This window comes from Isoptericola sp. F-RaC21, assembly GCF_038593535.1.
Taxonomy (GTDB): Bacteria; Actinomycetota; Actinomycetes; order Actinomycetales; family Cellulomonadaceae; genus Isoptericola.
This window is the reverse complement of record NZ_JBCFYX010000005.1, coordinates 123,881-145,285: the sequence shown is the minus strand read 5'-3', so window position 1 is coordinate 145,285 and position 21,405 is coordinate 123,881. Positions and strand designations below refer to the sequence as shown.

Below are 21,405 nucleotides of genomic sequence, written 5' to 3'. Positions count from 1 at the left end.
GCCGCGTGACCACGTCCCGACCCTCGGGTGCCGTCGCCGCACCCGCGCCGACGCCCGCCCGCCCGGCCCGCCGGCTCGCCGCGCTGCTGCTGCTCGCCGTCCTGCTGGTCACGGGGGCGCTGGTCGCGCTGCCCGGCCCGGCGGCGTCGGCGGCCCCCTCGTCGCCCGGCCTCGCGCCGGCCGCCCGGGACGGCGAGGCGACGGTGGAGCTCGTGAGCTCCACCCCCACGCTCGCCACCCCCGGGTCCACCGTGACCCTCGAGGCCCGGGTCACCAACGGCACCGACCGACCGCTGGACGGCGCCGCGCTCGACCTCGGGGTCTCGTGGCGCCCCCTCACCTCGCGCGAGGACCTGTCGGCCTGGGCCGAGGACGACGGCACCAGCACCGCAGGACGGTCCCAGGAGCACGAGCCCGTCGACCGGCTCGCCCCCGGCGACTCCGCGCAGGTGACGATCAGGCTCGACGTCGACGCCCTCGGGCTCAGCGCGGAGAACCCCTGGGGGCCCCGCGAGATGTCCGTCGCGCTGACCCGGGGCGGCTCCACGCTCGACGTCGTGCACACCTTCCTGCTGTTCGCGCCCGAGGGCGACGCGCCCGACCCGGTCTCGGTGAGCGTGGCCGCCCCCGTCACCGGCCCCGCCGTCGACCCGCTCGACCCGGACGGCTACGACCTGGAGCTCGCCACGGCCACCGCCGCCGACGGACGCCTGTCGCGCCTGCTCGACGCGGCCGCCGTCACCGGCTCCTCCCCCGGCATGTCGCTCGCCGTCGACCCGGCGCTCGTCACCGCGGCCGCCGGCACGGACGACGACGACTCCCGGGCGTGGGCCACCCGGCTCACCGGGGCTCCCGCGGCCGGGGACGACGGCGACGCGACGGGCACCGACACCGCGAGCAGCACCAGCACCTCGGGCACCACGGCCACCGGCGAGCCCGCCGACGTCGCCGTCCTCCCCGGCTACGACCCCGACCTCGCCGCGGTCGCGCACGCGGAACCGTCCCGCGCCGACGTCGCCGCGGCGACCGGCGGGGAGGCCGCCCTCGGCTCGGCCTGGCAGCGGCCCGAGGGCTGGGACCTCACCGTCGCGTGGCCTGAGGGCCGGCCGGACGCCGCGACGCTCGCCGCCGGCCGCGAGGCCTCCGTCGACCAGGTGGTCGTGGCCGACGGCCTCGCGCCCAGCGACGGCGCCGCCGCCTCCGCCCGCACCGCCGTCGACACGCCGTCGGGCAAGGTGCCCGCGCTGGTCGCCGACGCCGGCCTCTCGTCCGACTTCGCCGCCCTCACCGACGACGACGACGCCCCGTCGGCCGCCGAGGCGTCCACGCGCGTGCTCGCGGACGCGGCGCTCATCGCCCTCCAGCAGCAGGAGTCCGGCCAGCAGGACCTGCACGTGCTCGCCACGCTGCCCCGGGGCTGGTCACCCGACCCGTCCCTGGTCGGCACGGTGCTGGGGGCCCTCCACGACGCGTCGTGGGCCGACGTCGTCCCGCTCTCGGAGACCGTCGCCGCCCCCGCCTCCCGCGTGCCCCGCGACGACCCCGCACGGGGCGAGCGGGCCGGTCGGTCCAAGGGCGAGCTCGCGCGGTCCTCCGTCCGCCGGCTCCTCGACTCCCACCGGGACCTCGCCGCGTTCTCGACCGTGGCGAGCGACCCCGTGGAGCTGAGCGGCGACGCCGACCAGGCGCTCGTCGCCCCGCTGTCGGTCGCCGCACGCACCGAGCCCGACGCCCGCGACCGCGCCGTCGACCTCGCCGTCGAGCGGTCCGACACGCTGCAGCAGGGCATCAGCGTCGCGGACCGCTCCAACGTCACCCTCGTCAGCGACACCGGCAAGCTGCCCGTCACCGTGTCCAACGAGCTGCCCGTGGACGCCACCGTCACCGTCGTGCTGCGCCCCGACGCCTCGCGGCTGGTCGTGGAGTCGCGGCCCACCGTCGTCGTGCCCGCCGGCACCTCCTCGAACGTGCACGTCCCCGTGCGCGCCATCGGGTCCGGCGACGTCGGACTGCAGGTGGAGGTGCTCGCGCCGAGCGGCACGGTCGTCGCCGGCCCGACGAGCTTCTCCCTCCGCGTCCGCGCCGGCTGGGAGACCGCCGGCACCGCCGTGGTCGCCGCGTTGGTCGCCCTCCTCTTCCTCGGCGGGATCTGGCGTACCGTGCGGCGGGGGCGTTCGTCGGCGCGGACCACCGGCGAGGGCGTCGCGGCCGCCGCCGCGGACCCGCAGGGGCCCGACGCCGCTGCCGACGGCCCCGCACCCGAGGACCCGGGCGACCCGCCCCCCGACCGCCCGCAGCGCGACCCGCACGACGACGACACGCCCGACCCGGGCGGCGGCAGCACTCCCGCCGCCCGTACATCCCCAGCCCAGGCCACGGAGACCGACCCCTCATGACCTCGACGTCCGCGTTCCCCGACGACGGCCGGCCCGACCTGCCCGGCGAGGGCGACGCGGCCGACCCGTCGACGCCCGGCGCTCCCGGCGCGGGCTGGTACCCGGTGAGCGGTGCCGGCGCCGACCACACGGGTCCCGCCGATCGGGCCGCCGCCGGCAACGACGCTGGTGACGGCAGCGCGGGCGAGGGCGGCGCGGGCGACGGCACCGGAGGTGGCGCCGACGCCGTACGACGCACCAGCCTCGGCCGCGGCTCCGTGGTGATGACGCTGGGCACCGTCGCGTCCCGGGCCTCCGGGCTGATCCGGTCGATGCTGCTCGTCGCCTGCGTCGGGGCCGTCGGCACCGTCGCGGACGCCTTCGACATCGCGAACAAGCTGCCGAACATGCTGTTCGCGCTCATCTCCGCCGGGGTGCTGCAGGCCGTGCTCATCCCGCAGATCCTGCGGGCGATGAACGCGCGCAACGCGCGCGAGCGGCTCGACAAGCTGCTCAGCCTGACGGGCCTCGGGCTGCTGCTGCTCACTGCGCTGCTGGTGGTCGCGGCGCCCCTGATCGTCTGGCTCTACACGACCAGCGACCAGTGGACCCCCGAGGCCAGGCACCTGGCGACGGTCTTCGCGTACTGGTGCATCCCCCAGGTCTTCTTCTACGGGCTCTACATGCTCTTGGGCCAGGTGCTCAACGCCCAGGGCAAGTTCGGCGCGTACGGGCTGGCGCCCGTCGCCAACAACGTCGTGTCGCTGGTCGGTTTCGGTGCCTTCCTGCTCGTGTGGGGCAGCGCGCCGCACGACGGCATCACCGACCTGGCCACCTGGTCCTCGGCACAGACGGCGCTGCTCGCCGGGACCGCGACCCTCGGCATCGCCGCCCAGGCGCTCGTGCTCGTCGGGGCGCTGCGTCGCTCCGGCTTCCGCTGGCGCTTCCGGCTGGGGCTGCACGGTATCGGCCTGCGCTCGGCGGGCACCGTCGTCGGGTGGACCATCGGCTCCGTCGTGCTGGAGCAGCTCGGCATCCTCTACCTGAGCAACGTGCTGGGGGCGGGCGCCCAGACCGCCATCCGCGCGGGGGACGTCGTGGCCGGCAACGCTGCCTACACGCAGGCGATGACGATCTACCTGCTGCCCCACTCGCTGGTGGTGGTCTCCATCGTCACCGTGCTCTTCCCACGGATGACGGCCGCCGTCCACGCGGGCAACCTCGACGCCGTGCGCGCCGACATGTCCCTGGGCATGCGCTCTGCCGGTGTCTTCTCCGTCTTCTCGGCGATCGCCCTGATCGTCCTGGCCGTCCCGCTCACCGACACGCTCCTGCCGACCCTGAGCGCGGGGCAGGTCGCCGCGCTCGCGCCGATCGTGCAGGCGATGGCGCTCGGCCTGGTGGCGCTCGGCGCCACGGTGCTGGTCCGCCGCATGTACTTCGCGTTCGAGGACGGGCGCAGCATCTTCGGCATCCAGGTGATCGCCACCGTGTCGATGGTCGTCGTCCTGTGGATCGGCGTCAGCGTGCTGCCCGTCGCCTGGTGGGCCGTCGCCGCCGGCGGCGCGTACGCCCTGTCCACGTGGATCTCGCTGCTCCTGCGCGTGCGCGGCATGCGTCGCAAGCTGCACGGCATGGACGGCCGGCGCGTGCTGCGGCTGTACGTCCGCGCGCTGATCGGCGCGCTGGTCGCGGGCCTGCTCGGGTGGCTGACGATCCGCCTCCTCGACGGCTACGACGTCACCTCGTGGGGGCACTCCCTGCTGGTCACGGCCGTCGCGGGGATCGTCATGGTCGTCGGCTACGTGCTCGCGCTGAAGGTCCTGCACGTGCGCGAGCTCGACGACGCGCTGGCCCCCGTCCTCCGGCGGCTCAAGCGATGACGACGGTCGCGTGCCCGGCTCGCGAGGGTTCCGTGAGGGCCCTGCGGGCGCGCCCGCAGGGCACGGCCTCGCGTCCGCCGGCCCGCCCGTACCATGGTCCGATGGACCGGAGGACACTCTCCCCCCGCACCCCCACCGAGGAGCACAGGTGAGCACCGCCCATCCCGGGACCGTCATGGTCGATCGCTATCGGCTCGTGCAGCTCGCAGCCACCGACCTCGCCGCAGCCGAGGCGTGGGAGGCGCACGACCAGATCCTGGACCGCCCCGTGCGGGTCACGTTCGTCGACGGCCCGTACGCGTCCGCCGCGCTCGACGCGGCGCGCCGAGCCGCGCTCGTCGCCGACCCGCGGCTCTCCCGCGTGCTCGACGTCGGCAGCACCGACCTCGGTGCGGGCCAGCGCAGCTACATCATCTCGGAGCCGTACCGCGGCTCGTCGCTGACCGAGGTCGTCTCGGGCGGACTGGTCGACGCCCAGCAGGCCCGCGCCGTCGTCGGCGAGGCCGCCGCCGCGCTCGAGTCCGCGGGGCAGCGCGGCGTCCACCACCTGGCGCTGCGGCCCGAGGCGGTGCGCGTCGACGGGCACCGCGTCGTCGTCACCGGCCTCGGCATCGACGCCGCGCTCGCCGGGGTCGACGGCGGTCGGGAGAACATCACGGGCTCGGGCGCGGCCGCGGCCGACGCGCGCGACCTCGTCGCCCTCGCCTACTACGCGCTCACCGCCCGCTGGCCGGGCGACTCGCTCGACGAGCCGTGGATCGCGCCCGACGCCGTGCGCCCGCTGCCCGCGCAGCGCGACGCGAACGGCGTCGTCCCGGTCTCCACGCTCGTGCCGCACGTCGACCCTGAGCTCGACGCCCTCGTGCGACGGACCTTCGGCTCGGACTCTCCGGACGCGCCCACCGCGCCCGGTGACGTCGTCGCCGCGCTCGCGCCCTGGGGCGAGGTCTCGGTCGTCGCATCGCTCCCCCAGTTCGTGCAGCCGTCGACGGAGCCGCCCGTGCGCTCCTCCGTCATGGGCACCGTCGGGGCTGGCACCGCCCTTCCTGGCACGCCGCCTCCGGCCCCGCCGGTCCGCCGGCCCGCCAGCGGGCGCATCGCCCGTTCCGCGGTGGTCGGCGGTGCCGCCGGTGCGGCGGCCGGAGCCGCCGCGGGTGCGGCCGGAGCCGCGCCCCAGCAGGCCACGCAGGCGATCCCGCCCGTCGCCGCGTCCACCTCGGCCCAGGCTCCCGTGCCGCCCGCCCAGGCGACGGCGGCCATGGCCCCGGTCCAGCAGCCCACGCCCGCCGCCCCCCAGGCCGGGGCACCCGCGGCCGGCTACGGCGCGCAGCCGTATCCCGCACCCCAGTCCGCCGCGACGGCGCAGCAGACCGCCCACGCTCCGGTGCCCCCGCCGCCCGGCGGCGGCGAGCCGCGCACCGACACCGGAGGCTTCGCCTCGTCCCCGGCACCCAAGCGCCGCGGCGTGAACCCCACGCCGATCGTGCTCGGTCTCGTCGTCGTCCTCGTGCTCGCGGGCGCCCTCTGGGCCGTCTCGAAGGTGATGTCACCCTCCGACCCGACGGCGGGCGCGAGCCCTGCCGCCACCCAGCAGGAGGAGGGTGGCGGTGGCGGTGCGGCGGCCGAGGAGCCCTCGGACGAGGAGTCCAGCACACCGTCCGAGACCCCCGAGGTGCGACCCGTCATCGAGTCGGGCGACCAGCTCGACCCCGAGGGCGACGGCCAGCACCCCGAGGCCGTGGACCTGGCCTACGACGGCGACCCGTCGACGTTCTGGTACACGATGTACTTCAAGACCCCCGACTTCGCCGGGCTGCGGTCCGGCCTCGGCTACGTCATCGAGCTCGAGAAGCCAGCGCCGGTCACCTCGATCACGCTCAACACCAACTCCGAGGGCGGTCACGTCGAGATCCGCGCGACGTCGCGGGACAAGCCGACGGACGGCCCGGTGCTGGCCGAGGGGTCGTTCAGCTCGGAGACCGAGCTCGAGCTCAAGGAGGAGACGGTCGCCGACTCCTTCGTCATCTGGATCACCGAGCTCCCGCAGACCAACGGCAAGAACTACCTGGAGCTCAACGAGATCGTCCTCTCGTGACGCTCCCGGGCGGCCGACCTGTCGCCCGGGAACACCACACCCCCTCGGGGTGTTGAGTGCGATGGCGCCCCAGGACGCGAACGACCACCAGACGAGCAGGAGAGAACGTGACCGATCAGCCGACCAACACCACCGGTGAGGCCACCGTGCACGACATCGTCATCGTGGGCTCGGGCCCGGCCGGCTACACCGCAGCGGTCTACGCCGCGCGGGCTGGTCTGGCGCCCGTCGTGATCGCGGGCTCCGTCACCGCGGGCGGCGCGCTCATGAACACCACCGAGGTCGAGAACTTCCCCGGCTTCCCCACCGGCATCCAGGGCCCGGACCTCATGGAGGCCATGCGCGAGCAGGCCGAGAAGTTCGGCGCCCGCGTGCTGTGGGACGACGCCGAGCAGGTCGAGCTCACCGGCGACGTCAAGACCGTCGTCACCGGCGGCGGCGAGACGTTCAAGGCCCGTGCCGTGATCCTCGCGACCGGCTCCGCCTACCGCGAGCTGGGCCTGCCCGAGGAGAAGCAGCTCTCCGGGCGCGGCGTCTCCTGGTGCGCCACCTGCGACGGCTTCTTCTTCCGCGACCAGCACATCGCCGTCGTCGGCGGCGGCGACTCAGCGATGGAGGAGGCCACCTTCCTCACCCGCTTCGCGTCGAAGGTGACGATCGTGCACCGTCGCGACTCGCTGCGCGCCTCGAAGATCATGGCCGACCGCGCGCAGGCCGACCCGAAGATCGAGTTCGCCTGGAACAGCGAGGTCGCCGGGATCTCGGGCGAGAACAAGGTCACCGGGATCACGCTGCGCGACACCGTCACCGGCGCCGAGCGCGAGCTCGACACCACCGGGCTGTTCGTGGCCATCGGTCACGACCCGCGCACCGACCTCGTCAAGGGGCAGATCGACCTGGACGACGAGGGCTACATCCTCGTCGAGGGCCGCTCGACCCGCACCAACCTGCCCGGCGTCTTCGCCTGCGGCGACGTCGTCGACCACACCTACCGCCAGGCGATCACCGCCGCCGGCTCCGGGTGCTCCGCCGCGCTCGACGCCCAGGCCTACCTCACCGAGGTCGCCGACGCCGAGGGCGAGCAGTCCCTCGCCGGCACCCCGGCGGCGCCCAACCCTGACGGGCTTCCTGCCGCGCTCGACTCCGTCGCCGGCTGACTCCCACCCACCCATACTGAAGGAGCGACACATGGCTACCGTCGCCGTCACCGACGACACGTTCAAGGCCGAGGTTCTCGAGTCCGACGTCCCCGTCCTCGTCGACTTCTGGGCGACCTGGTGCGGCCCCTGCCGCATGGTGGCCCCGATCCTCGAGGAGCTCTCGGACGAGTACGAGGGCAAGATCAAGATCGTGAAGCTCGACACCGACGCGAACCAGGCCACGACGATGGCCTACGGCATCACGTCGATCCCGACGCTCAACGTCTTCTCGGGCGGCGAGCTCGTCAAGTCCGTGATCGGAGCGCGTCCCAAGCGCGCGCTCCAGGAGGAGATCGACGCGGTCCTCACGCCGAGCGCCTGATCTCTTCCGGCAAGGCCGGTCGTGTTTCACGTGAAACGCGACCGGCCTTCGTCATGTCTGGGGTGCTGGAGGCGGGTGTACGTCGGTTCGGCGCCTCCTCATCGTCGGTTTCCGCCCCGCCGGGAGCGCCGGCGGCCGGCGGCCGGCCCGCCCCGCCACGAGCGGCTGGCCGGACCCATGGTCTCCGAACCGTCGGGACGTCAGCCGCCCACCCTCGGTTTGGCACGACAGGACGGTTGCTTCCGTCGCCCCTGAGGTGTGCGGACGGACCCTACGTGTCATGTCCCCGCGCCCAAGTGCCTCGCACGCCAACGACACCACCCCTCGTGCCGGGACACCCGGACTCTCGTACCTCGTGCCCGCCTGGCACGAGGGCCCACGCCCGGACCTGACGACTCGAACGGCCTCCGTCGAGGGCGGACTGTGTCGCGCGACCTACCTCCTCACCCGGGGTCGGAAGGAGCTGCCGGTCGATGTCCTCCGCATCACGTCCACGGCGTCCTCACCTGCACAGACGGCCTGATCTCCACTTCGCGCGGATCTCCCTCACGCCTCACACCGCAACCCGCGCCGGCGCCGGGCGGTGCTCATCCCGGTGGAAGGACGCATCCTGCCGAGGCGGCGACCATCGAGGCGCGCCCCACGCCCGCCGCACGGTCGGCCCGTATCCAGACCGCCCTTCGCCCCGACCTGTGTCGCCGCTCCCCCTGGCCACCAGGAAGGCATGGCGCGCCGGACCTCAAGGCACGCTATCCGTCCTTCGTGGCGTTGCTACTCGAGCTCCGCACCCGGCCCAGTGCGGACGCTGCTCCGTTCCCCGGGGCCACGGACTTCCAGACCGTGTCATCGCGACCGTGTCATGGCGACTGTGCAGGGCCCGTCGTCCTCTCCTGCGCTGCCGGTGCCCTTCCGATGATGTTTCACGTGGAACCCAGGGTCACCGCGTCCGGGCCATGGGTTGCCGCCCCAAGCCTCGATTGGAGACCTTCGCTTCGGGTCCGAGTCCGCACCCTCCCGGCAGGCGCGGGCGCCCTGGGCTCTGGCGCACCCACCTGCGACGCCGCACGCTGTGCCCCGGCGCGCCGCCACCTCCCATACGAAGCGTCGGTGGACGCGGTGCGAGGGATGGTCGCGACGAACCGTACGTTCCGTGCAAAGCGACGGCCGGCGCCCGAGCCTTTGTCGCCCTCGCCTTTCCGCGCGCACAGGTGATGCGCAACGCGGCGCCCACCAGGTCTTCGGGGCAATGCTCCGGCGTCGCACGACCGCGGCAACCACCGCCCCGGGCGCTGCTCCGCGCTCCGCCTCGCACCATCAATGCCGTCGCCTCGTCCACCACCACCGCGGCATTGCCGTCACCGCACCGGTGCCGACGCGACCCGTCGATTCGTCGCCGCACGGGCGACAACCGTGTCAGCTCGGCGCATGTCCCGCGTGCGTGCCAGGGGGGCTCACGATCCAACCAAGCAAGGCGGCCTCAGCCCGTGCCGACGGCCATCGGCCACCGGCCACCGAGCACGCCCTCCCCTGACCGCGCCCCTGAGGCTCGAGGCCCGTCCCTCGTTGAGCGAGCATCCAGCTCGAGACGCGCACACACGCGATCGTCGTTTCACGTGAAACGACGATCGCTGCACCGCACCGCCCCGCAACGCGCACTCGACCACGGCGGGTCGGCACCGTCCCGTCTCAAGAGCGCATGACGCCGGCAGCCAGCCGTCCCCACGACAACAAGCGGGCGCCGCACCCGAAGGTGCGACGCCCGCCACCGGTGCTCGTTCCGGGTGAGATCAGGAACGGAGGAGACCCGGATCCTCAGGCGCCATGACGCCCAGGATCCGGTTCAGGTCCTCGACAGAGGCGAACTCCACGGTGAGGCGCCCCTTGGTCTTCCCGATGTTCACCTTGACGCGGGTCTCGAAGCGATCCGCGAGCCGCGTCGCGAGCTCGTCCATGGCCTCGCTCCTCTGTCCGGCACGCGGGGCCCTGCGGTTCGGCTTGTCGGTGTCGCCGCTGGTCAGCAGCGTGACGACCTCCTCCGTAGCGCGTACCGAGAGGCCCTCGGACACGATGCGCTGGGCGAGCCGCTCGATCTCCGCGCCGTCACTCAGAGACAACAATGCACGAGCGTGGCCTGCCGAGAGAACGCCCGCAGCGACGCGGCGCTGGACCAGCGGCGGCAGCTTCAGGAGGCGCAGCGTGTTCGAGATCTGCGGGCGCGACCTCGCGATGCGGGTAGCCAGCTCCTCGTGTGTGCAGCCGAAGTCGTCGAGCAGTTGGCGATAGGCGGCGGCTTCCTCGAGCGGATTCAGGGCCGCACGGTGCAGGTTTTCCAGGAGGGCGTCGCGCAGCATGTCGCTGTCGTCCGTCTCGCGGACGATCGCCGGGATGAGCTCGAGGCCGGCAGCCTGGCTCGCGCGCCACCGCCGCTCTCCCATGATGAGCTCATATCGCTCCTGGTCAGAGGCGTCCGGGCGCACCACGATCGGCTGCAGCACACCGATCTCGCTGATGGACGCCACCAGCTCGTCGAGCTCCCCCTCGTCGAAGACGGTACGCGGCTGCCAGGTGTTCGGACGGATCGACTCCACGGGGATCTCGGCGAACCGCGCCCCCGGCACCGGCCTCAGGTCTGTTTCACGTGAAACGGGCGCATCTTCACCGTCCCCCACGTCCGACGACTCCGTCGACTCCGACACGGCAGCCTTCGAGGCCCCCGCGAGATCGTCCTGGTCCGACGACGAGCTTGTGTCCTCGACCAGCTCCGGCACCTCGATGCTGGTGATCAAACCCAGCGAGAGCCCGTCGGCGCCGACCCGCTCGGCCACGTCCACCTGCGCGCCACCCGCATCCGCAGTGGTCTCGGGCGTCTCGCTCGGGGCAGGCGACGCAGAGGCCGCGCTGTTCGCCGTCGCATCTTTGGCCGGCGCATCTCCACCGGTCCGAATGCTCAGGCGACCACCTGCGATCGCAGAGTCCCACGAGGCCGAGCGGCGCGAGGTGCGACCCTGCTCGTCCGTAGCCTCGCCGGGACGACGGTCCACAGCGACCGTCGCGAGTGCCGAACCGCTCTCGGAGGAATCGCGCCCCTCCCCCGCGGGAAAGAAGACGTCGACCGGACGATCCCCCTCGGGCCCGGACGGGATCAGCGCGCCGAGCCCGCGACCCAGACCACGCTTCTTCTGACTCATGCTCCAGCCTCCTGAACCATCTGGCTCCGCGCTTCCCTGATCGTCATGGGCATCCTGCCCTGCCCCCGAGACATCGGGGCATCCTTGTGGTCCTGGCTCGCGGACGCGTCGATGCGCCCCACGATCGTGTGACACCCTTGTCCCCACCGTGGCGCCCGCACCGCCGTCATCCCAGGTCAGCGCGCTGCGGCGCGCGCTCGGCGAGCTCCCGAGCGGCCTCCAGGTACGCCAGCGAGCCCGTCGACCCGGGGTCATACGTCATGACCGTCTGCGCGTGGCTGGGCGCCTCGGAGATGCGCACCGAGCGCGGCACGGTCGTCCGCAGAGTCTGGTCGGGGAAGTGCTCGCGGACTTCGGCGGCAACCTGCTGGGCAAGATTCGTCCGGCCGTCGTACATCGTCAGCAGGATGGTCGAGACCCGGAGCTCGGGGTTCAGGTGCGCCTTGATCAGCTCGATCGTCTTGAGGAGCTGGCTCAATCCCTCGAGCGCGTAGTACTCGCACTGGATCGGGATCAGGACTTCGCGACCGACCACGAATGCGTTCACGGTGAGCAGTCCGAGACTCGGCGGGCAGTCGACGAGCACGTAGTCGATGCGCTCCTCGCCCCGCTCCTCACGGCCGGCGAGGTAGGCGTCGAGCGCACGGCGCAGCCGTGTTTCACGTGAAACGAGCGACACGAGCTCGATCTCAGCACCGGAGAGGTCGATGGTCGCCGGCACACCATAGAGACCCGGGACGGACGGGCACTCCTGCACCGTCTTCTCGAGCGGCTCGTCCTCCACCAGCACTTCGTAGATCGACGGAGTCCCCGCACGATGCTCGAGCCCCAGCGCGGTCGAGGCGTTCCCCTGCGGGTCGTTGTCGATGACCAGCACCTTCAGCCCGGACTGCGCCAGTCCGGCCGCGATGTTGACCGTGGTCGTCGTCTTACCGACCCCGCCCTTCTGGTTCGCCACCGTGATGATCCTGGTCCGCGAGGGTCGCGGAAACTGTCGACCCTGCAGCTCGATACGCCGGCGCGCGTCGATGGCCAGTTGCGCCGCGAGCGGCGTCGTCTCGTCAGCCTCAGGAACGGAGGCCACCAGAGCAGCCCGGTGTCCGTCGATCGCGGGGGGAAGACCTCCCGGGGCCCAAGCCAGGGAAGGCGCTGTTTCACGTGAAACGTGCGGATCACCCGTCGCGGTCCCATCGTTCTGCGGGACGTCGTCGACGTGCTCCGTACTCGTGCTCACGTGCCACTCCTCCGGTTCGTCACAGGGACTGCACCACCGGGTACGGCACGTACGACGCCGCGGCCCGGTGCTCCGCGCTCACTCTACGGCCTCGCCGGCATCGTGCCGGGGCAAAACTCCGACCTGTGGACACGCGGAAGAGGAGGCGGTCCGACAGGTCGCCAGGACTGCGTCGGTCAGGGCCGGCGGACTCGCAAGATCGTCGTGGGCTCGACGTTCTCGACCGTGCTGCCCTCGAGGATCTCCGGCTCGGCGGTCTTGAAGGAACGAAGCACCTTGCGCGCGGGATCGATCTCCCGCTCCACGTTGCGACCCTTCAGCACCACCATCGCGCCTCCCCGGCGCACGAGCGGCAGGCTCATCCTCGCGAGCTTGCTCAGCGCCGCCACCGCGCGGGACGTCACCACGTCAACCTCGAACGCGCCGTGGTACTCCTCCGCACGTCCGCGCTTGACCTGCACGTTCTGCAGGCCAAGGTCCTCAACGCATTCCTGGAGCCACGCCGTGCGCCGCTCCATCGGTTCGATGAGATGGACCTCGACATCGGGGCGCTGGATCGCGAGCACGAGCCCTGGCAGGCCGGCACCCGAACCGATGTCCGCGATCGAACCTGCCTGGCCGAGGTACGGAGTGACGGCAGCCGAGTTGAGGATGTGCCGCTCCCACAGGCGAGCGACCTCGCGCGGCCCGATCAGCCCACGCAGCTCGCCCTCCGCGCGCAGGCTCGCGGCGTACCGCGCCACCGCGTCGTACTGCGCCCCGAAGTACGCGCGCACGGCCGCACTCTGCCCGAGCACTGCGTCCGCGTCACCCTGGTCGGCCTGCGCCTGTGTCTCGTCGCTCACGATCTCTCCTCGTACTCCCACTCATGACGAGAGCCCGTCGTTTCACGTGAAACAACGGGCTCTCATGACGTCACTCAGGCCTCGGACGCGCCGCCCTGCTCCACGCTCGGCTGCACCACCACGTATCGCGACGGCTCCACGCCCCGGGAGTCACTGACCAGGCCCGCGGCTGCGACAGCGTCGTGCACGACCTTGCGCTCGAAGGCGTTGAGCGGGTCGAGCTCGACCTCCTCGCCGGACTCGCGCACCTGACGGATCGCGTCCTCAGCCAGCGCGGTGAGCTCCTCCCGGCGGGCGGCACGGAAGCCGGCGATGTCCAGCATGAGGCGGCTGCGCTCACCCGTGCGTGCCTGCACGGCGAGGCGGGTGAGCTCCTGCAGCGCCTCCAGCACCTCGCCGTCGCGCCCGACGAGCGACGAAAGGTCCCCGTCCTCGTCCGCCACGATCTCCACGGCCGCCCGGTCGTGCTGGATGTCCAGGTCGATGTCTCCGTCGAGGTCCGCGATGTCGAGGAGCTCCTCGAGGTAGTCCGCCGCGATCTCGCCTTCCTCCTCGAGGCGCTTCGTACGGTCGGGCCCCTGCTCCACCGGCGTGTCCGTCGTCATCGGTGTTCGATTCCTCTCGCTGCTCAGCGGCGCTTCTGGCGGTTCTTGCGCTTGGGCTGCTGACGCTGCCCGCGGGGCTGCTCCGGCTCGGGCTCGGGGGTCGCCTCGATGGCACCCTTCGCCGCTGCCTTGCGAGCCTGCTTCTCCTTCAGGAGGCGCTCCGCCTCGGAGCCCGGGGCGGGCATCCGCTTGATCGTGTAGAACTGCTGGCCCATCGACCAGAGGTTCGAGATGACCCAGTAGATCAGCACACCCACGGGGAAGTTGATGCCCGAGATCAGGAAGATCACCGGAAGGATGTAGAGCATCATCTTCTGCGTGCTCGCCATCGGCCCCTCGAGGGCGGCCTTCGGCATGTTCTTCATGGTCAGCTGACGCTGCGTGAAGAACATGGTGGCGCTCATCAGCACGATGAGGCAGATGACGACGATGCGCGACGTCGTCGAGTCCGTGGTGCGGAAGACGTCGGAGAGCTGAGCGCCGAACAGCTGCGAGTGCTCGATGTCCGCGGCGACACGCTGGTCGATCGGGCCGATCGTGCGGTAGTCCCCCTGCGCGATCGCCGACAGGTGGTTGAGCACCCGGAACAGGGCGAAGAAGATCGGCGACTGCAGCAGGATCGGCAGGCAGGACGCCATGGGGTTGGTGCCGTGCTTGCGGTACAGCTCCATCGTCTCGCGGCCCATGGCCTCGCGCGACGCCGGGTCCGTCTTGCCCTTGTACTTCTTCTGCACGGCCTGCAGCTCGGGCTGCATCATCTGCATCCCGCGCGACGCCTTGATCTGCTTGAAGAACAGCGGGATCAGGGCGATACGGATGACGACCGTGAGGGCGACGATCGAGAAGACCCACGCCCAGCCCGGTCCGTCCTGCATGCCCAGTGTCGTGAAGACGGCGTGGGCCCCGTACATGATCCAGGCCACGACCCACTCGATGGGGTAGAGGATGGTGTCCATCCCGATATGTCTCCTCTGTCGGAAAGTCTGCGTCCCCGGCGGCGCGGTCCGGGATGGTCAGTGGCGAGCTGCGCCGCGGTGCTCGTGCGCGTCGACGTCGGTGTCGGCGTGCTTCGCACGAGCAGGCGGTACGTCGTCGACGCCGCCGAGGCTCCAGGGGTTGCATCGCAGGATGCGCCACAGAGCGAGACCGGTTCCCCGCAACGTGCCGTGCGTGCGGATCGCGATGATCGCGTACTGCGAGCACGAGGGGTAGTACTTGCAGGTGGGCCCGGTGAGCGGGGAGATGACCGACTGGTAGACGCGCAGCACGCCGATCAGCACCGCCGCCGGCAGGTTGCGCAGGGTTTCGCGTCCGTGGCCGAGCGTCGACGCGGTCACGAGGCCCTCCGGGTGCGTGAGACGGCGCGCTCCAGGCTGCTCACGAGGTCGCGGTCGAGCTGGCCGTAGGAGGCGCTGCTCGACGCCGGCAGGGCGCGCACCACGAGGCGCGCGCCAGCCGGGACGGAGGAGAGATGTGCCGCGGCGATGTGCCGCAGACGACGCTTCACCTGGTTGCGGTGCACGGCGTTCCCCACGGCCTTGGATACGACAAGACCGACCTGTGGCGGCTCGTCCCCCGCGGCGCCGGCGACGTGGGCCTCAGGGGCGACGTCGGGCTCGACGAGGAGATGGACCACCACGGTCGATCGACCTGCACGCGTGCCGCGGCGCACCGTCCGTTCGAAGTCGACGGAACGGCGCAGTCGGTGCGCCGCGGGCAGCATCCGTCAGGCAGAGAGCTCGGCGCGACCCTTGCGCCGACGGTTCGCCAGGATGGCGCGGCCGGCACGGGTGCGCATGCGCAGCCGGAAGCCGTGGGTCTTGGCACGACGGCGGTTGTTCGGCTGGAAGGTCCGCTTGCTCACGAGGTACTCCAAGAAACGTCGGGGAGGTACACCGTCAGTTCCTCGACGATGCAGGTCTTGTCGCAGGTCGGACCTCACGCACGAGACGTGGAAGCACCGACCGGGCCGACCCGAGGACCGGCAGCCCGCATAAGGGCGCGCGAAAGGACCTGGAACGGCTGTCCGACGTTACGCCGTGGAGCCCTCTCAGGTCAAACCCGCCCGGGGGTGACGTGACGCCGACGGTGGCTACGATGTGGAGGACCTCACGCACCTCGGCGCGACGTCGCGCCAGCCGCCCGGTACGGTCATCGCCCACAGGGTTGTCCACAGGTTCCACAGCATGTGGACAACGCTGTGGAAGAAGGTCCGGCATGGCAGACTCGCGACCTCGTTGACCAACAGCTGCCCATCCCGAACGACCCGAAGGACGACGCCCGTGGCCCAGCCGGACGAGAACATCACCGACGTCTGGGCACACACGCTCGCCACGCTCGAGGCACGGCCGGACATGACGGCCCGGCAGCTCGCGTTCATCAAGCTCGCCAAGCCCATGGCGATCCTCGAGGACACGGTCTTCATCGCCGTGCCCCACGAGCAGACCCGCGCCTACCTCGAGACCAGCGTGCGCGACCAGCTCGTCTCGGCGATGGCCTCCACGCTCGGCCGCGACATCCGCTTCGGCATCACCGTGGACCCGGAGCTCAGCAGCGACACGCTCACGGGCCCGTCGCAGGACTACACCGCTCCCCCGGAGCCGGGCGTCCCCGACGAGCCGGAGGCGGCGCCGCTCCCCCCGAGCCCCAAGCAGCCGGCCGAGCCGACCCGGCTCAACCCGAAGTACATCTTCGAGACCTTCGTCATCGGGTCGTCCAACCGCTTCGCCCACGCGGCCGCGGTCGCCGTCGCCGAGGCGCCCGCGAAGGCCTACAACCCGCTCTTCATCTACGGGGACTCCGGGCTCGGCAAGACACACCTGCTCCACGCCATCGGCCACTACGCGCACAACCTCTATCCCCACGTGCGCGTGCGGTACGTGAACTCCGAGGAGTTCACCAACGACTTCATCAACAGCATCGGCGAGGGGCGCGCTGGGGCGTTCCAGCGCCGGTACCGCGACGTCGACGTCCTCCTCATCGACGACATCCAGTTCCTGCAGGGCAAGGAACAGACGATGGAGGAGTTCTTCCACACCTTCAACGCGCTGCACAACGCCGACAAGCAGGTCGTGATCACGTCCGACGTCCCGCCCAAGCAGCTCAACGGCTTCGAGGACCGCCTCCGGTCCCGCTTCGAGTGGGGCCTCATCACCGACGTCCAGCCGCCGGACCTCGAGACCCGCATCGCCATCCTGCGCAAGAAGGCGGCGAGCGAGCGGCTCGACGTCCCGGCCGAGGTGCTCAGCTACATCGGGTCGCGGATCTCCACCAACATCCGTGAGCTGGAGGGCGCGCTCATCCGCGTCACCGCGTTCGCCAACCTCAACCGCCAGCAGGTGGACCTGGCCCTCGCGGAGATCGTCCTCAAGGACCTCATCACCGACGACGACACGCAGGAGATCACCCCGTCGATGGTGATCGCGCAGACGGCGGCGTACTTCGGGCTCACGATCGACGACCTGTGCGGTTCCTCCCGCTCGCGCGTGCTGGTGACCGCGCGGCAGATCGCCATGTATCTGTGCCGCGAGCTCACGGACCTGTCGCTGCCGAAGATCGGCCAGCAGTTCGGCGGCCGCGACCACACCACCGTGATGCACGCGAACAAGAAGATCGCGGGCCAGATGGCGGAGCGGCGCTCCACGTACAACCAGGTGACCGAGCTCACGAGCCGCATCAAGCAGCAGCACCGGGGCTGACTCCTCCGCCCCCGTCGCCCCGTCCCACGGGCCCGACCACGCCCTCCACAGGGGTGTGGATCCGGGCCCGTCGGCGTCTCTCCACACGTCTACCCACAGGCGCACGCCCGGATTCGGGCGGTTCGGCCCACCCTGTCCCCAGACCTGTGGAGGGACATCGTGGACAACTCGCCCTGTTGCCCCCACCGTGAGATTCACACCTGTGGAAAAACTTGTGGACGCGTGTGGACCACGGCCTCAGATCAGTGGACGACGGCGCACCGATCGGTGGACGGCTGTGGGTACAGAATCCGTCGTCCCCAGGGCACAGGTGTTGTCCACAGCTCCGCCCCCACAGCCTCCACACCCCGTCCAGCCCGCTGACCTGCACAAACGCACGTCATCCCCAGATTCCACAACCCCTATGACGATGACGAACGTGTGATCATCAAGAAATTCCCCACACCTTCATCAGGCCGGCTCGACGGTCCGAGGCGTGCTGCGCCCCGAGCCTGAGGATCACGTGCCGAAGAGCCCCTGTCTCGCGTAGGGTTTGGCTCGGACGACGAGGCAGGTCGGGTCACGTCGACGGTCCGGGCGGGTCCCAGGGCCACCGACCGCACGCCGGCACGTCCACATCGATCGACAAGGGTCGACAACGCGAGGAGTGGGATGAAGTTCCGGGTTGAGCGTGACGTCCTGGCCGAGGCCGTGACCTGGACGGCGCGCACGCTCCCCACGCGTCCGCCGGCCCCGGTGCTCGCGGGCGTCCGTATCGAGGTCGACACCGCGGGCACCATCTGGCTGTCCAGCTTCGACTACGAGGTCTCCGCGCGGGCCGAGATCCCGGCGGAGGTCTCCGAGCCCGGCACCGTGCTCGTGTCGGGTCGCCTGCTCGCGGAGATCTCCCGGGCCCTGCCCAACAAGCCGGTGGACGTCACGCTCGAGGGCACGAAGGTCGTGCTGACCTGCGGCGCCTCGCGCTTCACCCTGCTGACCATGCCGGTGGAGGACTACCCGGCCCTGCCGCAGATGCCGGAGCTGAGCGGCACCGTGACGGGCGACGCGCTGACGCACGCCGTCGCGCAGGTCAGCGTGGCCGCGAGCCGCGACGACACGCTGCCGCTGCTCACGGGCGTGCGGATGGAGATCGAGGGCGAGCGCATCACCCTCATCGCCACGGACCGCTACCGGCTCGCGCTGCGCGAGCTCACCTGGACGCCGGCCACGCCGGGGTACTCCGCGGTCGCGCTGGTGCGGGCCCGCACGCTGACCGACGTCGCGAAGTCGCTCGGCGGGGGCGGCGGCCTCGTCAACGTCGGCCTCTCCACCGGCCAGGGCGTCGACCTCATCGGCTTCGAGGCGGGTGGGCGCCACACGACGTCCCAGCTGGTCGACGGCGACTACCCGCCGGTGCGCCGTCTGTTCCCGGACGCGACGCCCATCCACGCCGTCGTCGCCACCGCGCCGCTCATCGAGGCCGCCAAGCGCGTGTCCCTCGTCGCGGAGCGCAACACGCCGATCCGGCTGTCGTTCACGGACGGCCAGGTGGTGCTGGACGCCGGCCAGGGCGACGACGCGCAGGCGTCGGAGGCCCTCGAGGCCGTGCTCGTGGGCGAGGACATCCAGGTCGCGTTCAACCCGCAGTTCCTGCTGGACGGGCTGGGCGCGCTGGGCACCGACTTCGTCCGGCTGTCGTTCACGCACCCGAACAAGCCCGTGGAGTTCACCGGCCAGGAGTCGCTCGACGGCGAGGACTCGTCGGAGTACCGCTACCTGCTCGTGCCGATCCGGTTCGCCGGCTGACGCACGTCACTGCCCGCCTGCCCGCACCGCTCCCGGAGGTACCCATGGTCAGCCACATCGGACTCGTCGGTCTGGGCAAGATGGGCAACAACATGCGCGAGCGGCTGCGCCGCGGCGGCATCGAGGTCACCGGGTACGACCCGCGGCCCGAGGTGTCCGACGTCGCGTCGCTGGCCGACCTCGCGGCCGCCCTGCCGGCGGACCGCCGCGTCGTGTGGGTGATGGTCCCGGCCGGCGACCCGACCCGCGGCGTCGTGCAGGAGCTCGGCACGCTGCTGGGCGAGGGCGACATCGTCGTCGAGGGCGGCAACTCGCACTACCCCGAGGACCAGGCCCGCGCCGCCGAGCTGGCCGAGCGCGGGATCGGCTACGTCGACGTGGGCGTCTCCGGCGGCGTGTGGGGCCTCGAGAACGGGTACGGCCTCATGTGCGGTGGCGACCGCGCGCAGGTCGAGGCGCTCATGCCGGTCTTCGACGCGCTGCGCCCCGAGGGGCCGCGTGAGGAGGGCTTCGTGCACGCCGGCGAGGTGGGCGCGGGGCACTTCGCGAAGATGGTCCACAACGGCATCGAGTACGGCCTCATGCAGAGCTACGCCGAGGGCTACGAGCTGCTCGCGGCCAAGGACATCGTCACGGACGTGCACGGCACGATGAAGGCGTGGATGCGCGGCACCGTGGTGCGGTCGTGGCTGCTCGACCTCATGGTCAAGGCGCTCGAGGAGGACCCGGCGCTGGGAGCCATCGACGACTGGGTCGACGACTCGGGCGAGGGACGCTGGACCGTCGACGAGGCGATCGACAACGCGGTGCCGCTGCCCGTCATCTCCGCGGCGCTGTTCGCACGGTTCGCGTCGCGCCAGGACGAGTCCCCGGCGATGAAGGCCGTGGCCGCGCTGCGCCAGCAGTTCGGCGGGCACGCGGTCAAGCCCGCGCAGTGAGGCCGGCGGTGACGGGCCGCCGAGCAGGTTAGATGTACGTCTCCCACCTCTCCCTCCTCGACTTCCGGTCGTACGCCGCGGCGGACGTCGAGCTCGAGCCCGGTCCCAACGCGTTCGTCGGGCGCAACGGCCAGGGCAAGACCAACCTCGTCGAGGCGATCGGCTACGTCGCGACGCTCGGCAGCCACCGGGTCGCGAACGACACCCCCCTGATCCGGGCGGGGGCGGAGCGCGCGGTGGTGCGCACACGGATCGTGCGCGGGGACCGCGCGTCGACGGTCGAGCTGGAGATCACCGCGGGGAAGGCGAACAGGGCCCGCGTGAACCGTGGGCAGCTCGGCCGCGCGCGTGACGTGCTCGGCATCCTGCGGACGGTGCTCTTCGCGCCGGAGGACCTGGCGCTCGTCAAGGGGGACCCCGACGGGCGGCGCCGCTTCCTCGACCAGCTGGTGGTGCAGCTCCTCCCCCGCGCCGCGGGCCTCCTGGGCGACTACGAGCGGGTGGTGCGGCAGCGGTCCGCGCTCTTGAAGTCGCTGCGCGGCGTCCGGCGCTCCGGCGGCGGGGACGTCGACACGAGCACGCTCGAGGTGTGGGACGCGCGGGCCGCGCAACTCGGCGGCCAGATCCTCGCCATGCGCCTCGCCCTCGTGGAAGGGCTGCGGCCACACGTCGCGGCCGCGTACGAGCAGGTCAGCGACGCCGACGGCGACGCCGAGCTCGGGTATCGCTCGAGCGTCCCGGGGGTCGCGGACGGCACGCCACGGGCGGCGGAGGAGCTGGAGAAGGCGATCCTGGAGGGGATGGCGGAGGCTCGCGCGCAGGAGCTGGAGCGCGGGGTGAGCCTGGTGGGCTCGCACCGCGACGACCTGGTCCTCACGCTCGGCGGTCTGCCCGCCAAGGGGTACGCGAGCCACGGCGAGTCGTGGTCGTTCGCCCTGGCGCTGCGGCTGGCGTCCTACCGGCTGCTCGGCGGCGGCGAGGACCCGGAGCACGTGCCCGACGCCGCGTTCTGGGACCCGGACCTCGACACGGACGCGGACCCCGTGCTGATCCTGGACGACGTGTTCGCCGAGCTGGACGTGCGGCGCCGGGAGCGGCTCGCGGAGCTCGTCGCGCCGGCGCGGCAGGTGCTGGTCACCGCGGCGGTGCCCGACGACGTCCCGCCCGGGCTGCTCGGTGCCCGCTTCGAGGTCACTCCCGGCGAGGTGCGTCGTGCGGGGTGACGGCGACGAGGACGA

17 protein-coding genes are annotated in these 21,405 nt (G+C 71.9%); 9 read left to right on the top strand and 8 right to left on the bottom strand.

The features are described from left to right. The first annotated feature begins 5 nt into the window (after positions 1–5). The 5 genes from AAG589_RS18890 to trxA all read left to right on the top strand — a co-directional run bounded on the left by AAG589_RS18890 (position 6) and on the right by trxA (position 7,874). Complete coding sequence (locus AAG589_RS18890) at positions 6–2,396, top strand: DUF6049 family protein (RefSeq protein WP_430568836.1); 2,391 nt, start codon at positions 6–8, stop codon at positions 2,394–2,396. Then, positions 2,393–4,258 (top strand): murein biosynthesis integral membrane protein MurJ, encoded by a 1,866-nt coding sequence (gene murJ / locus AAG589_RS18885; protein WP_430568835.1) that lies wholly within the window; start codon positions 2,393–2,395, stop codon positions 4,256–4,258. Before AAG589_RS18890 ends, murJ begins: the two co-directional genes overlap by 4 nt. 148 nt (positions 4,259–4,406) lie before the next feature. Then, positions 4,407–6,353: a hypothetical protein gene (locus AAG589_RS18880; RefSeq protein ID WP_430568834.1), complete on the top strand. Its 1,947-nt coding sequence runs from the start codon at positions 4,407–4,409 to the stop codon at positions 6,351–6,353. Between the two features lie 107 nt (positions 6,354–6,460). Beyond that, positions 6,461–7,510, top strand: a complete 1,050-nt coding sequence (trxB, locus tag AAG589_RS18875) for a thioredoxin-disulfide reductase (protein ID WP_430568833.1) — start codon at positions 6,461–6,463, stop codon at positions 7,508–7,510. Positions 7,511–7,541: 31 nt separating this feature from the next. Continuing rightward, positions 7,542–7,874 (top strand): thioredoxin, encoded by a 333-nt coding sequence (trxA, locus tag AAG589_RS18870; RefSeq protein WP_430568832.1) that lies wholly within the window; start codon positions 7,542–7,544, stop codon positions 7,872–7,874. Between the two features lie 1,787 nt (positions 7,875–9,661). Here the strand turns inward: trxA and AAG589_RS18865 are convergent. From AAG589_RS18865 to rpmH, 8 genes are all read right to left on the bottom strand, one after another. Next, positions 9,662–11,062: a ParB/RepB/Spo0J family partition protein gene (locus tag AAG589_RS18865; RefSeq protein ID WP_430568831.1), complete on the bottom strand. Its 1,401-nt coding sequence runs from the start codon at positions 11,060–11,062 to the stop codon at positions 9,662–9,664. A 166-nt stretch (positions 11,063–11,228) separates the two neighbouring features. Continuing rightward, positions 11,229–12,296, bottom strand: a complete 1,068-nt coding sequence (locus tag AAG589_RS18860; RefSeq protein WP_446719767.1) for a ParA family protein — start codon at positions 12,294–12,296, stop codon at positions 11,229–11,231. Between the two features lie 176 nt (positions 12,297–12,472). Next, on the bottom strand, positions 12,473–13,141 hold the full coding sequence (gene rsmG / locus AAG589_RS18855) for a 16S rRNA (guanine(527)-N(7))-methyltransferase RsmG (protein WP_430568830.1): 669 nt from the start codon (positions 13,139–13,141) through the stop codon (positions 12,473–12,475). 74 nt (positions 13,142–13,215) lie between these two features. Beyond that, the gene (locus tag AAG589_RS18850; protein WP_430568829.1) at positions 13,216–13,746 is read right to left on the bottom strand and encodes a Jag family protein; all 531 of its coding nucleotides are present in this window, start codon (positions 13,744–13,746) and stop codon (positions 13,216–13,218) included. A gap of 23 nt (positions 13,747–13,769) precedes the next feature. Continuing rightward, complete coding sequence (gene yidC / locus AAG589_RS18845) at positions 13,770–14,702, bottom strand: membrane protein insertase YidC (RefSeq protein ID WP_430568828.1); 933 nt, start codon at positions 14,700–14,702, stop codon at positions 13,770–13,772. 57 nt (positions 14,703–14,759) lie between these two features. After that, positions 14,760–15,083, bottom strand: a complete 324-nt coding sequence (yidD, locus tag AAG589_RS18840) for a membrane protein insertion efficiency factor YidD (RefSeq protein WP_430568827.1) — start codon at positions 15,081–15,083, stop codon at positions 14,760–14,762. Further along, on the bottom strand, positions 15,080–15,469 hold the full coding sequence (rnpA, locus tag AAG589_RS18835; RefSeq protein ID WP_430568826.1) for a ribonuclease P protein component: 390 nt from the start codon (positions 15,467–15,469) through the stop codon (positions 15,080–15,082). Before rnpA ends, yidD begins: the two co-directional genes overlap by 4 nt. Positions 15,470–15,472: 3 nt before the next feature. After that, complete coding sequence (gene rpmH / locus AAG589_RS18830; RefSeq protein WP_013840089.1) at positions 15,473–15,610, bottom strand: 50S ribosomal protein L34; 138 nt, start codon at positions 15,608–15,610, stop codon at positions 15,473–15,475. Positions 15,611–16,028: 418 nt separating this feature from the next. Between rpmH and dnaA the strand changes: the two genes are divergently transcribed. From dnaA to recF, 4 genes are all read left to right on the top strand, one after another. Next, entirely contained in the window at positions 16,029–17,444 is a 1,416-nt protein-coding gene (gene dnaA / locus AAG589_RS18825) for a chromosomal replication initiator protein DnaA (RefSeq protein ID WP_430568825.1), read from the top strand. Positions 17,445–18,095: 651 nt separating this feature from the next. After that, positions 18,096–19,229 (top strand): DNA polymerase III subunit beta, encoded by a 1,134-nt coding sequence (dnaN, locus tag AAG589_RS18820; RefSeq protein ID WP_429731084.1) that lies wholly within the window; start codon positions 18,096–18,098, stop codon positions 19,227–19,229. Between the two features lie 44 nt (positions 19,230–19,273). Further along, positions 19,274–20,167 carry a phosphogluconate dehydrogenase (NAD(+)-dependent, decarboxylating) gene (gnd, locus tag AAG589_RS18815; RefSeq protein WP_430568824.1) on the top strand — a complete coding sequence of 298 codons (894 nt, stop codon included), beginning with the start codon at positions 19,274–19,276 and terminating at the stop codon, positions 20,165–20,167. 32 nt (positions 20,168–20,199) lie between these two features. Then, entirely contained in the window at positions 20,200–21,390 is a 1,191-nt protein-coding gene (gene recF / locus AAG589_RS18810; RefSeq protein ID WP_430568823.1) for a DNA replication/repair protein RecF, read from the top strand. Positions 21,391–21,405: the final 15 nt, after the last annotated feature.

Coding starts and splice junctions, on each gene's coding strand:
- AAG589_RS18850 (WP_430568829.1), bottom strand. CDS start 13,746: ATGACGACGGACACGCCGGTGGAGCAGGGGCCCGACCGTACGAAGCGC.
- yidC (WP_430568828.1), bottom strand. CDS start 14,702: ATGGACACCATCCTCTACCCCATCGAGTGGGTCGTGGCCTGGATCATG.
- AAG589_RS18865 (WP_430568831.1), bottom strand. CDS start 11,062: ATGAGTCAGAAGAAGCGTGGTCTGGGTCGCGGGCTCGGCGCGCTGATC.
- dnaN (WP_429731084.1), top strand. CDS start 18,096: ATGAAGTTCCGGGTTGAGCGTGACGTCCTGGCCGAGGCCGTGACCTGG.
- murJ (WP_430568835.1), top strand. CDS start 2,393: ATGACCTCGACGTCCGCGTTCCCCGACGACGGCCGGCCCGACCTGCCC.
- rnpA (WP_430568826.1), bottom strand. CDS start 15,469: ATGCTGCCCGCGGCGCACCGACTGCGCCGTTCCGTCGACTTCGAACGG.
- recF (WP_430568823.1), top strand. CDS start 20,200: ATGTACGTCTCCCACCTCTCCCTCCTCGACTTCCGGTCGTACGCCGCG.
- gnd (WP_430568824.1), top strand. CDS start 19,274: ATGGTCAGCCACATCGGACTCGTCGGTCTGGGCAAGATGGGCAACAAC.
- trxA (WP_430568832.1), top strand. CDS start 7,542: ATGGCTACCGTCGCCGTCACCGACGACACGTTCAAGGCCGAGGTTCTC.